This window comes from Methylobacterium sp. E-041, from assembly GCF_022829665.1.
GTDB lineage: Bacteria > Pseudomonadota > Alphaproteobacteria > Rhizobiales > Beijerinckiaceae > Methylobacterium.
Window position 1 is genome coordinate 44,923 of sequence record NZ_JAKSYQ010000292.1, and the last position, 11,593, is coordinate 56,515.

The following is an 11,593-nucleotide window of genomic DNA, read 5'->3' on the forward strand; positions in this document are numbered from 1 at the left end:
TTGAATTAATACTGAAAATACCCATAGAACGAAGGCAATAAGACAGTATATCTGCTTCGATCTTTACATAAGAAATTATACCGATCTTGAAGCGCCTAACAGACCCGTCAGATCTGGCTGCGGGTCATGAGGCTCTCGGCGAGGGCGGTGAAGGCGTCGTGGATGTCGGCGCGTCGCTCGGGGCGGACGGGCAGGCGACGGAAGCGGTCGAACGCGGCATGAGCCCGCTCCACGACCCAGCGGTGGCGACTGCGCTTCCCACGGCTCGTCGCAATCGCGAACGCCTCGCCATGCCACGCGCCCTGCGCCGCAACCGCATCGTCGCCGGCACGCCGTTCGAAGGAGGAGCGGTTCTCGGCTGACGCGCACACCGAGCGCCCCCGGGCGCCGATGCCGCTGTTCGCCACGGCCCGTGCTCTCGACCCCGTCCGCGGCGTCGGTCGTCGAAGCGGTGCCTCGCGTCATGCCCACGATGCCGGACGGTCCGCACGTCCGCACTCAGATGACGATGCCGCTTCCAGAGGCGTCCCGCTTTTGGGATAGATCGGGCCGTGCACGTCGCCTTCGCGACCGTCCGGATGGATCGCTCGGCGATCCCGCGCCCGGATGGCGCAGCGCGTGCCTGGGACGGGGGACGACGATGGACGAACTCAACGGCCGGGTTCTCGGGCTGCAGATCCTGCTCACCGGCGTCATCGCCCGGATGGCGAGCGAGAACCGCTACCCGGTCGGCTTCCTCTCGGATTTTCGCGACGAGATCCGCGCCGTGGTGAGCGGCATCCGGATCACCGGGGCGGAGGACGAGGGCCACGTGCGAGCGACGGCGCTCCACGCGATCGACGAGCTGTTCTCGCTGATGAAGCCGCCGAGCCAGGATTGAACGGGTCCTGCGGTCCGGAATCGCCGGCGCAGGCAGGGCGGACCGCGCCGCATCGATGTCCGCCGGACGCGGCGGCGCCCGCGATGGGCGCGCTTTAATCCGAGCCGCGACGCGATCGGTGTGAATTGTGTCTCCCCAGCAACACGCGGGGCGGGACGAGAAGGTCTTAGCGATGCCTTGGACCTATTCCAATTCGGAAATCGGACCCAACGGCCTGCTGGGAATGGTCATTCCGGGGAACTCGTCGGCATCCCATCCATCAAACTGGAATAGTTCCGATCTCCGATCGGGCCGATGATCGTCGTTCGGCCTCGGAAATCAGCCATAGTTTGGTTCTGTTCCAACATTCGTTCGTTGACGGAAGATCTTTCCCAAGCCCTTTGAGGCCATCGCATCGCCCGACGACTGGCGCTGCGGGTGCCGGGGGGGGTCGGAAGATCGTGCAGAGCTCATCTCGTATTCCAAAGTCGCTGCGTCCTGCTGCCGATGGGCGTTACGCGAAGCTCAAGGAGCAGAAGGGCGTCATCGGCGTCGCCTGCGCCGTCGCGGTCGGCTCGGTCGGCAGCGCCGAGGCGCAGCAGGGGCCTGCATCCGCCCTGCCGCCCCTGAACATCGACGCCCCGATCACGCGGCAGCGCCCGCCCGCTCCGAAGCCCGGCCCGACCCAGGTCAAGGCACGCACGGCCCTGCGCCGTGCGGTGCGGGCCCGCCGTGTGGCGGCACCTCCGGTCGCGGCGCCCGCAATCGGCGCCGCCGCGACCGGCGCCGGCCTGCCGATCCTGGCCCGGGGCGACATCAGCGGCAATCCGTATGCGGACCCGGCCGCGCCCTACAAGGCGGACCGCCTGTCCTCGAACCGCTTCACGCAGCCGATCCTCGACACGCCGAAGTCGATCACCGTCGTCACGCGGGAGGTGATCGACGACAAGAACGCGACCAGCTTCCGCGACATCCTGCGGACCACCGCCGGCGTGACGCTCGGTTCCGGCGAGGGCGGCAACGCCTTCGGCGACCGCTTCTTCATCCGCGGCTTCGATGCGCGCAACGACGTGTTCATCGACGGCATCCGCGACCCGTCGGTCAGCGTGCGCGAGAACTTCTTCACCGAGCAGGTCGAGATCCTGCGCGGCCCGGCCTCGTCCTTCGCCGGCCGCGGCACGGCGGGCGGCGCGGTGAACGTCGTCACCAAGCAGGCCACCACGGCGGGCGACTTCTACAACACCGAGAGCCAGGTCGGCAGCGACAGCCGCGGCCGCGTCACGCTCGACTTCAACCAGGTGATCAGCCCGGCGCTCGCGGTCCGCATCGGCGGCCTGTACCAGGAATCCGGCGTCGCCGGGCGGCGGTTCGTGACCGACGACCGCGACGGCGCGGCGCTCGCCGTGACGCTGAAGCCGGCCGACGACTGGAAGTTCACCGCCAACTACGTCCACACCGACCTGAACGGCTTGCCCGATTTCGGCGTGCCCTTCAACGCCCTGTCGCGGCGGCCCTTCACCGAAAGCATCGTGCCGCGCGACACCTATTACGGGTTGGTCAACCGCGATTTCCAGCACGTCCAGCAGGATACCGGGACGCTGACCGCGGAATGGTCGCCGACCGAATGGGTCACGCTCAGCAACCGGTTCCGGGCCGCGCACTCGGTGCTCGACTACGTCGGCACGCTGCCGGAGGCCCCGGTGATCCCGGCCAACCGCAACCTCTACGGCACGACGCTCAGCCTCAACCCGCAGAGCCGCTACCAGACGGTCGACGTCACGGCCGACATCTCCGACGCGACCTTCCGCTTCGACACCGGCCCGATCAAGCACACCCTGGTCCTCGGCACCGAGTTCAGCCGCGAGGAGGTGAGCCGCCAGGGCTATACAGGCCTGACCTCGGAATTGTTCTCGGGCAACTTCAGCGGCAACGGGACGCTTCGCGGCATCAACATCCTCACCCCGCCCAACACGCTGCCGTTCTCGACCCGGCCGACCAAGGCCGGCAACCCGACGGTCATCCCGGTCGACACGAAGGCCGGATACCTGATCGAGACGATGAACCTCAGCGATCTCGTGCTGCTCAACGGCGGGGTGCGCTTCGACGACTACGCGATCACCTCGTCGAACGACACCAGCTCGGTGTCGGCCCATTCCGGAAACCTGAACTACAACATCGGGCTGACCCTGAAGCCGACCTCGACCGTGAGCGTCTACGCCGCGCACGCGACCTCGTCGAACCCGGTCGGCGCGGAGCTCGACGCGTCGAGCTCCCTCTACGGCGGCCTCAATCCCGCCTTCGCCGGCAACCAGATCCTGCCGCCGGAGCAGAACACGGCCGACGAGATCGGGGTCAAGTCCGAGCTGTTCGACCGCCGCCTGCTCGCCACCGCGGCCCTGTTCAACACCGTCAAGGACAATGCGCGCGAGACGATCGGCAGCGGCACCAACGCGGTGATCTCGGCGACCGGCGCGTACCGGGTGCGCGGCCTCGACCTCGAGCTGGCCGGCAGGGTCAGCGACCGGCTCAGCCTGTTCGGCGGCTACGTCATCATGGACACGCGGGTGACGCAGTCCGCGATCCCGCAGAACGTCGGCAGCCGGCTGGCCAACATCGCCAACCGCTCCTTCAGCATGCTGGCGAAGTACCAGCTGTCCCCGATGTTCGAGGTCGGCGCGCAGGTGGTCAACAACTCGCGGGTGGCGGGCGGCACCCTGGCGGCCAACGCCAACGTCCTGCCCTCGTACTGGCGCTTCGACGCCTTCCTCGAGGCGAAGGTGAACGAGAACCTGACGGTGAAGCTCTACGGCGCCAACCTCACGGACCGGCGCATCTACGACGCGCTGTACCAAAGCAACGTGCCGTTCACGCAGCTTCAGCCCGGCCGCACCATCTCGCTGATCGCGCAGACGCGGTTCTGAGCGATGCTGGTCTGCATTCCCGAGGTGCTGAGCAAGGCCGAGGTCGCGGAGTTCCGCGCGATCATGGACGCGGCGGAGTGGGAGGACGGCCGGTCCACGGCCGGCTCGCAGTCCGCCCTGGTCAAGCGCAACGAGCAGCTGCCGCCCAACGGCGCGGTCGCGCGGCGCCTTGGCGAGCGCATCGTCGGCGCGCTCCTGGCCAACCCGCTCTTCGTCTCGGCCGCGATCCCGCTGCACATCTTCCCGCCGCTGTTCAACCGCTACGGCGAGGGGCACCATTTCGGCGTGCACGTCGACAACGCCGTGCGCGGCGACCCGATGACGGGCCTGCGCATCCGCACCGATCTCTCGGTCACGCTCTTCCTCGCCGAGCCCGACACCTACGACGGCGGCGAGCTCATCGCGGAGGATTACTACGGCTCGCAGGAGGTGAAGCTGCCGGCGGGCGACCTCGTGCTCTACCCGGCATCGAGCCTCCACATGGTCACGCCGGTGACGCGGGGCACGCGGGTCGCCTCGTTCTTCTGGCTGCAGAGCATGATCCGCAGCCCGCAGGCGCGCAGCCTGATCTACGACCTCGACACCTCCATTCAGGGGCTCGTCGGGGAGCTGGGCCGCGACCACGCCGAGGTGGTGCGGCTCACGGGCATCTACCACAACCTGATCCGGACCTGGGCCGAGACATGACCGATCATCGACCCCGCCGGCGATCCGCGATCCGCGCGATCGCCCTCGCCCCCCTGCTCTGGCTGGCGCCGGCGCAGGCGCAGCAGCCGGGCGCCGTCCCGCCGCCGGCGATCGCCGCGCCGGCCGCACCCGCGCCGGCGAAGCCCGCGCGGCCGACCGAGGTCGAGGTCGGCGGCCCTGCCCGTGCGCCGCTGGCTGCCGAAGCGCCGCCGGCGCCGGAGCCGGGCCCGCGAAGGGCGATTTCCGCCTCGGCCCCCGGCGGCCACGAGCTGTCGCCGTGGTCGATGTTCCTGAACGCCGACATCCTGGTGAAGGTGGTGATGAGCGGGCTGGCGCTCGCCTCGGTCGTCACCTGGACGATCCTCGTGGCGAAGACGATCGAGCTCGGCCTCGCCCGCCGAAGCCTCGTGCGGGCGCTCGGCCGCGTCGCCGAGACCGGTTCGCTGGCCGAGGCCGAGCGGGCGCTCGGCGGGGGCGGCACGATCCTCGACCGCCTCGTCGGCACGGTCGCGAACGAGGTGCGGATCTCCAAGGGCCATGCGGAGGGCATCAAGGAGCGGGCAGTCTCGCGCTGCTCCGAGCTGGTGAAGGCGGAAGGCCGCCTCGCCCGCCGCGGCATGGGCGCGCTCGCCACGATCGGCGCGATCTCGCCCTTCGTCGGCCTGTTCGGCACCGTCTGGGGCATCATGAACAGCTTCATCGGGATCTCGCGGGCGCAGACCACAAACCTCGCGGTGGTCGCGCCCGGCATCGCGGAGGCGCTGCTGGCCACCGCCATCGGCCTCGCCGCCGCGATCCCTGCGGTGATCATCTACAACCACTTCGCCCGGGCGACCCGGAGCTACGGCGACTTGGTCCAGCGCGCCTCCGGCACGGCGATGCGGCTGCTGTCGCGCGAACTCGAGCGCGGCGAGGTCGGGCGCCATGCGCCGCTGGCGCAGGCGGCCGAGTGAGCGGGGGGCCCTGAACCATGGCGATCTCACTCGGTGGCGACGAGGACGGTGACGAGTTCGGCGAGGCGCACGAGATCAACGTGACGCCGTTCATCGACGTGATGCTCGTGCTGCTGATCATCTTCATGATCGCGGCACCGCTCTCGACGGTCGACCTGCCGATCGACCTCCCCTCCTCCAGCGCGGTTCCGCAGAAGCGACCGGACAAGCCGACCTACGTGACGATCAAGGCCGACCTCGCGGTCGCGATCGGCGAGACGCCGGTGCGGCGCGTGGACCTCGCGCAGGCCCTCGACGCGCAGGCCGATCCGAGCCGGGAACGGCGCATCTTCCTGCGCGCGGACCGCGCGGTCCCCTACGGCGAGATGATGGACGTCCTCGAGATTCTCCGCGCCGGCGGCTACCTCAAGGTCGCGCTCGTCGCGCTCGAAGGTCCGCCCGCGGATGCGTCGGGGTCGGGGTCGGGGCCGGCGCCACGGGCGCCATGACGGGCAGGATCGGCAGAGCACACGCGCTCGGGGCTTCCGGCACGGCGCGCCTCGGCTGGCCGCTCTGGTTGGCCGCGGGCGCGTTCGTGCTCGCGCTGCATGCCGGCGGCGGCCTGCTCGCGCTCGGCTCCACGGAGCCAGACGAGGCCGACGACCTCGGCGCCGCCGCCTTGGAGGTCGGCCTGGAGATGACGGCGCCGCGGCGCGAGCCCTCGGACCTGCCGCCCGGACCGGAAGCCGACGACGCGGCCGCCTCGCCGGCCGTCGTCCAGCAGAAGGCCGTCGACGACCCGACCGAGTTGCCGAAGGCCGTGCCGACCGAGACGGAGGATCCCGACCGGATCGTCTCGCCGGAGGCGCCCCTCAAGCCGCAGGAGGACGAGAGCAAGGTCAAGGTCGCCGAGACCAGCCCGTCGGCGGAGTCGGTCGCGTCCGAGGCCGCCGCCGCGCCGACCTCCGAGACGGTCAAGGAGGCTGCGATCGCGACCGCGCCCGTCCTCGGCACCGGCGAGAGCGCCCGCCGCGTCCGCACGACGTGGCAGAAGCAGCTCATGGCCCATCTCGACCGGCACAAGCGCTACCCGGGCGGCGCCACGCATCCGACCGGCGAGGTGCTCGTGAGCTTCCTCCTCGACCGCGTCGGCCACGTGGTCTCGGCGACGGTGCTGAAGGGGTCCGGCGACGGGGCGCTCGATCAGGCCGCCCTGACGATGATGCACCGATCCGATCCGGTTCCGCCGCCACCGCCGCTCGTCGCGGACGAGGGGCTGACCTTCACGATCCCGGTGGTGTTTCGCGCCAAGCCGAAGGGCAAGTGAGACGGCCGCGTCCCGTGCCGACGACACCGGAGATCGCGCGGCCCGATCCCAGCGCGCAGGGGTGCTGAAACGCAAAAATCCCGCCCCGGGTCTCCGGGTACGGGATGCGAACCTAAACGCTGTTCGATCTTAACGGCTGTTTAGGATTGGTGCCCAGGAAAGGACTGAGGCACATCCCACAAAAAACAAGCGAATACAGACACTTATAGCAGCGCCTATTTGCAGCTTTGTATCACCGTTTTGTATCACCAGGCAAGGTCAACCTTTTCAGAAAGTCAATCCGAGTACGACTACACCAGCTCTTGTATTCGGCGGACTCTATCTTTATAGTCGGCGTGCGCCTCAACAGGTCGCCTTCTGCTCCGGGAAGGCTATGATCCGTGGCGACATAAGAGCAGGGCTCGGCGCGCCTGCATCCTGGTAGCCACCGGCGGGTCAACCCGCCTTCGTATGTTCTATGCTGGATGCCCGGTTTGGTATTTCCAGCGGCGATCTCGTTGGGCTGGAGGATGTAGTTGTGAGCAAAGTTCCTAAAGCGGGACAACCCCGACTGGCTAACGGCGTTGATGATCTTCCTAAAGGTCATAGCCGCCAGCCGCCCAAGTTGACTTTGACGCAAATCACGCAGCGTCAGCTGGAACCGACGGGCTCGGAATCGTTGGTAGACGATGCGCACCGGTTCGAGGAGGATGAGAATGAGGAGAGCGAGCCTTCACCTGCTCGCTTTGCAGCTTCACAGGCGAAATATGCCGAGTCGCTGCGCAGTAAGTTCGGCCCTGACTGGATCTCAGAACACCCTCTCATCAATCCGATGAAGATCATCGAGGAAGCGGCTGATCGACCGATGTCAGCGGCGTTCATGTGTAAGCAGGCATGCGTACTGCTTAATGTCGGCAATCATGCGCGCGTACGCCGGTATCTTGTGGCGGGATACTGTGTTGCTCAGGGTTTTAAGGCGCATCGCGAGCAAATCAAGGATTTAGCATTCGATTTACAGGACGGACGTTCAACGAATCCAATGAAGAAAGAGACGGTCGAACAAAACTTAATGCACTATGTTTTCATATATATATTTTATCAGAGCGGCATGGAGACAAGAGATCGTGCGGCGCAATATGCGCAATCTCTTAAATACTACTTCGATAGGGATACAGCGCCCATCGAAGTCGATAAATTGCTAAAACAGTACGGGCAAAACAAGCTGCGCCTTGCGGCGCAACTCCGCGATAATATCTTAAAAGGAGCACGCGAGTGGGTCCAACAAGGTAAGGATCCGACTTCCGTCACTATGGAGGAGGTCCTAGCTTCGATGTCTGCCGGGGAAGCAAAGCTGAAGAAGGCACACGCTGCGACCGACCAAGCGGACTACAGCCCTCGCGACATCGCGCCAGGAATCGTCAAACATAAGGCTGAGGTGGACAACCTGTCCGATGAAGCTGAATGGCTCTTAGAGAACGATCCCGACAAAAATCCTGACGTCGCCGAATTCGACGAAGACGACGAGCTTGAGCCTGATGATCCATTAGGGGAAGAGAATACCCAACTACCTGAAGTCGATGAGTTCTTCAGCGACATGATGCGGTTGACAGCGCAGTTGGTAGTCGGTCTCGACAACAGGCTCGACCCGCTTCACCGCGAACCGATGTTGTTCCTGATCCGTGAACTCTGGATCAAGGTCGTGCGCTTTCGAAAATTGCTCGCCTAGCGGCTTCGGCGTCCCGACAGGATTAAGTGGCAGGGCCATATCACGGTGTAACACCGTGATATGGCCCTGCCGCAACGATTCGTGACTTTCGGATCGAGCAGCATGGAGCTAGGCCGCCATGTTGCTACGATCTGACGAGTGCCGATTACAGGCGGTCGACTATTAACTGGCAGCCGCCGCATGGGTTTGCCTCTGACATCCCGCACCCGACGTTTTCTGCGGCCGTAGCCGACGACGTAGCTCGCGCGGTCGTTGATGTGCTCGACGTCAATCTGGATAGCGGGTGCTGGCGTCGTTCGCGGAGCTCGAGCTGTTTCTTAAAACTCGTAGCGAGCCGCCCGCGCAGGTGTAAGCACGGAAAGCAACGCGGGAGAGTAGAGAGATTGGCATTCCGTAAAGCAGTTGTGTCGCACAACGAGGATTGGCAAATATGCCGCGCTTTCACATTGCCAAACATATCATCATGGCACCCAGATATGAACCTTCCAACGACCTTACAAATTCCAACTATACAATCCAGCAACGTAGCCGTAGGGCTCAAACCCTTGTAACGCAACCACCCCCGCCGACCCGGCTCGCAACGGCACCAACCGGCCCCCAGACCCCCTCAATCACCTCGCCGAAGGCACCTTCAACCAAAACATCGCCTCAGCCCCTCAGTGCCCCCTCGAGACCCCCACGGCCCAAAACTCGTGCCAAGCCACGCAAACGGCCGAAGGCCCGCTTGCCGATCAACACATGGCCGAGGTTTCTGGCAGCGCACACCGACGATCCCAGCAGTATCGCCCGAAACGAAGAACGCCTGCACGCCGCGATCAAACTCACGCGCGAAGCGCACCTCGAGATCGCGCCCGAGCAAGCGTTCGCGCTTTCGGCTTGCAACTACACAGCTCGGATCAACTACGCCGAGGTCGCCACGGATCTGATCACCCGCTTCACCAGTTCGCTCCCCCGGAGCGCGCCGGTGTTTTTTGTTACCCTGATCCGGGACAGCTACACCCTGCCCTACGATGACGCTGCAGACCTCAACCTGTTCAAGCTCGAACAGTGGGTGCGAGCCGAGCTCCATGGAGCCAGCTTCATCGGCATGACCGAGGCCGCCCTCTACACCAACGCCGGCGAGGTACGAGCCGGCTGGCAACGGGCAATCTCTTGGCACCCGCACCTGCTCGTGTGGGACGTGACCGAGCAGCGGATGCACGAAATCTGCGACAGCATCAACTTCCGCATCAGAACGCTCATACCGGGGGTTCGGGCTGCACATTTCCGGCGACTTGAGCCGGAGCAGGTCGAGGGGCAAGTCCTCTACATGCTGAAGGCCCCGGTCAACGAGTATCGTATCTATCCCAAGATGAGGACGGTCACCGTCGGCGAAAATAGCAAGACCATGAAGGAGCCGACGGGTCGTTTCAGGAGCAAGAAGTATCAACTTGGCCCTGGCGACCTTACCCGAATGGCGAATTTGATGGCGAGCAAAACTTTGGACGGACTCTCTTTTGCGGCTGGGGAGGGCAAGGCGGTTCTCGATGCGATCAACTTCGAAACTCGCACCGCCTACCGAGCCGTTCAAGTTCAGGAGCGTGACCGCGAGGCAACCCGGCTCAGATCAAGATCCTTACCGCCCAAACGTCGGCAACGGTAGAGCGGGGACCCTTCGCAGCCTCGTTCCTCCTATCGAACCCTTAAGGTGATGCCCGGCGTCACGTAAGAATCATCGGGCAGCATTTCGTTGCCCGATGAGAGGCAAGGCCATGACAGATCTGAAAACTGGCCGCACGTGGAGTGACGAGCGGCACAAGGTACGCGTCGAGTTGAGGGCTGTGATTGATTGGATCGTAGAGGCCGGGCAGTCTGACGCTTTATCGAACGAGGATATCGTCCAGGTGATCCTCGAAACCGCGGTCGGTTACCACGCCTGGGGCGGGGAGCCCGATGACGTGGCGTGCCGCATTGAGCGATTGGCGCAACGCGTTCGAAATGGTGAGCGCTTCGAACTTTGATCGTATCAACGGGGACGGGGTCGCCGCTTGGTGGCCCCTACCCGTGACGTTTGACCCACCTGCAGAGGACGATGCGCTCGCGCGGCAGGCGTTCGGACAGGTTCCTCGTTTGATGAGGGTCAGAGGACAGCCTGCCCCCGTGCGCCCCGCCTGTTGGTCGATATCGCCCCCCCGAAGAGGCCCTGCCTCGGTCCGTAAAGGTTCGGGGCTGCCGCAAGGAGCCTCCAACCACAAAGATGCAGTTTCATGTCAACGAACCTTCTCGCCGAGATCGAGGCCATCGAGCGTGACGTCACCGCTGGTCGGGGCGGCAGCCCCAGTGTCAACAACCTCTGGCGTGCTGGCGTCGACAACCGCGCTCGGCACCCTGGCCTCTTCCCGGCCCTGCCTCAGCTCGTCGGCCATCAGACCCTCCTCGCACGATACCTCAGCGACGAGCTGCCCGGTGCCCTTGCCCAGCGCGGTGGCTGCCGTCTCGCCGGGTGTAGCGCTGCATCGCCCTGCACCTCAGCCGCCTGCCCCGTCTGTCGCGCTCTTGGCGACGCTTGGTTGGCTGGAACGTGTCGGCACCTCTTGAAGTCGAAGCCGCACGGCTGGGTCGCCTTCGGCGGCATCATCCTGGACCGGGACCCGATTGAGGCGCTCGACGGCTACAGCCCGCGTCGGCTCCATGACGAGTTCACTCAGTCTTTGCGCTTGCTCGGGCTCGACCATTTGGCCTGGCACGGCCGTTTCGCTTTCTCAGTGCAATCGAGCCTTGCCACGCACGAGGACAGCATCACGATCACTGTGGCTGCCGCCGCGACCACCGGCCCGTATCACGATCTCACTGGGCGCTTCGATGAGCAGCCGCTGGGATCGCTCCTCGCCTTCCGAGCAGCAACGACGGTCGAGCCAGGAGACGCCGGCGTTGAAGGGGCCTGCCGACTGGCTCACCACCAGTGGAACGTCCCCACGGCGACTCAACAGGGCTGTGTGCGCTTCTCTCAGGTTGCGGAACCGCCGGTGCATAACTTGCCGGGTGATCTGCGAGCGATTGAACTCGAACTGGGGGTCGCCTCTCACATTGCAACGTGGGGATACCGTGACTTGCTGCTGCCAGCGTCCGCTGCCCGTTTCGATCATATAATCGGGTCAGACTGGGTGTCGGGGTAGCGATGCG

12 protein-coding genes are annotated in these 11,593 nt (G+C 65.3%); 10 read left to right on the forward strand and 2 right to left on the reverse strand.

Annotation, left to right across the window (positions count from 1 at the left end; all coding sequences use genetic code 11):
* Positions 1-107: 107 nt before the first annotated feature.
* Positions 108-407, reverse strand: a complete 300-nt coding sequence (locus tag MKK70_RS31190; protein ID WP_409568332.1) for a hypothetical protein — start codon at positions 405-407, stop codon at positions 108-110.
* Between the two features lie 233 nt (positions 408-640).
* Here MKK70_RS31190 and MKK70_RS27210 point away from each other — a divergent pair, with 233 nt between their 5' ends.
* From MKK70_RS27210 to MKK70_RS27250, 9 genes are all read left to right on the forward strand, one after another.
* Entirely contained in the window at positions 641-880 is a 240-nt protein-coding gene (locus tag MKK70_RS27210; RefSeq protein WP_147727275.1) for a hypothetical protein, read from the forward strand.
* 440 nt (positions 881-1,320) lie between these two features.
* Positions 1,321-3,780, forward strand: a complete 2,460-nt coding sequence (locus MKK70_RS27215) for a TonB-dependent receptor (RefSeq protein ID WP_243951033.1) — start codon at positions 1,321-1,323, stop codon at positions 3,778-3,780.
* 3 nt (positions 3,781-3,783) lie between these two features.
* Positions 3,784-4,467 (forward strand): Fe2+-dependent dioxygenase, encoded by a 684-nt coding sequence (locus MKK70_RS27220; RefSeq protein ID WP_147841747.1) that lies wholly within the window; start codon positions 3,784-3,786, stop codon positions 4,465-4,467.
* Entirely contained in the window at positions 4,464-5,420 is a 957-nt protein-coding gene (gene exbB, locus MKK70_RS27225) for a tonB-system energizer ExbB (protein ID WP_243951035.1), read from the forward strand. Before MKK70_RS27220 ends, exbB begins: the two co-directional genes overlap by 4 nt.
* 17 nt (positions 5,421-5,437) lie before the next feature.
* Positions 5,438-5,908, forward strand: coding sequence for a TonB system transport protein ExbD (exbD, locus tag MKK70_RS27230; protein ID WP_147841620.1), 471 nt, complete (start codon positions 5,438-5,440; stop codon positions 5,906-5,908).
* A complete protein-coding gene (locus tag MKK70_RS27235; protein WP_243951037.1) occupies positions 5,905-6,726 on the forward strand; it encodes an energy transducer TonB in 822 nt (273 codons plus the stop codon). Before exbD ends, MKK70_RS27235 begins: the two co-directional genes overlap by 4 nt.
* 457 nt (positions 6,727-7,183) lie before the next feature.
* A complete protein-coding gene (locus MKK70_RS27240) occupies positions 7,184-8,431 on the forward strand; it encodes a hypothetical protein (RefSeq protein ID WP_243951039.1) in 1,248 nt (415 codons plus the stop codon).
* 724 nt (positions 8,432-9,155) lie between these two features.
* A complete protein-coding gene (locus tag MKK70_RS27245) occupies positions 9,156-10,073 on the forward strand; it encodes a hypothetical protein (RefSeq protein WP_243951041.1) in 918 nt (305 codons plus the stop codon).
* 109 nt (positions 10,074-10,182) lie between these two features.
* On the forward strand, positions 10,183-10,431 hold the full coding sequence (locus MKK70_RS27250; RefSeq protein WP_243951043.1) for a hypothetical protein: 249 nt from the start codon (positions 10,183-10,185) through the stop codon (positions 10,429-10,431).
* A 249-nt stretch (positions 10,432-10,680) separates the two neighbouring features.
* On the opposite strand, the gene MKK70_RS27255 is transcribed toward MKK70_RS27250, so the two are convergent.
* The gene (locus MKK70_RS27255) at positions 10,681-10,836 is read right to left on the reverse strand and encodes a hypothetical protein (RefSeq protein WP_243951045.1); all 156 of its coding nucleotides are present in this window, start codon (positions 10,834-10,836) and stop codon (positions 10,681-10,683) included.
* 168 nt (positions 10,837-11,004) lie between these two features.
* Between MKK70_RS27255 and MKK70_RS27260 the strand changes: the two genes are divergently transcribed.
* On the forward strand, positions 11,005-11,586 hold the full coding sequence (locus tag MKK70_RS27260; RefSeq protein WP_243951047.1) for a hypothetical protein: 582 nt from the start codon (positions 11,005-11,007) through the stop codon (positions 11,584-11,586).
* The last annotated feature ends 7 nt before the right edge of the window (positions 11,587-11,593 follow it).

Coding starts and splice junctions, on each gene's coding strand:
- MKK70_RS27210 (WP_147727275.1), top strand. CDS start 641: ATGGACGAACTCAACGGCCGGGTTCTCGGGCTGCAGATCCTGCTCACC.
- MKK70_RS27220 (WP_147841747.1), top strand. CDS start 3,784: ATGCTGGTCTGCATTCCCGAGGTGCTGAGCAAGGCCGAGGTCGCGGAG.
- exbB (WP_243951035.1), top strand. CDS start 4,464: ATGACCGATCATCGACCCCGCCGGCGATCCGCGATCCGCGCGATCGCC.
- exbD (WP_147841620.1), top strand. CDS start 5,438: ATGGCGATCTCACTCGGTGGCGACGAGGACGGTGACGAGTTCGGCGAG.
- MKK70_RS27235 (WP_243951037.1), top strand. CDS start 5,905: ATGACGGGCAGGATCGGCAGAGCACACGCGCTCGGGGCTTCCGGCACG.
- MKK70_RS27240 (WP_243951039.1), top strand. CDS start 7,184: ATGCTGGATGCCCGGTTTGGTATTTCCAGCGGCGATCTCGTTGGGCTG.
- MKK70_RS27250 (WP_243951043.1), top strand. CDS start 10,183: ATGACAGATCTGAAAACTGGCCGCACGTGGAGTGACGAGCGGCACAAG.
- MKK70_RS27255 (WP_243951045.1), bottom strand. CDS start 10,836: ATGGCCGACGAGCTGAGGCAGGGCCGGGAAGAGGCCAGGGTGCCGAGC.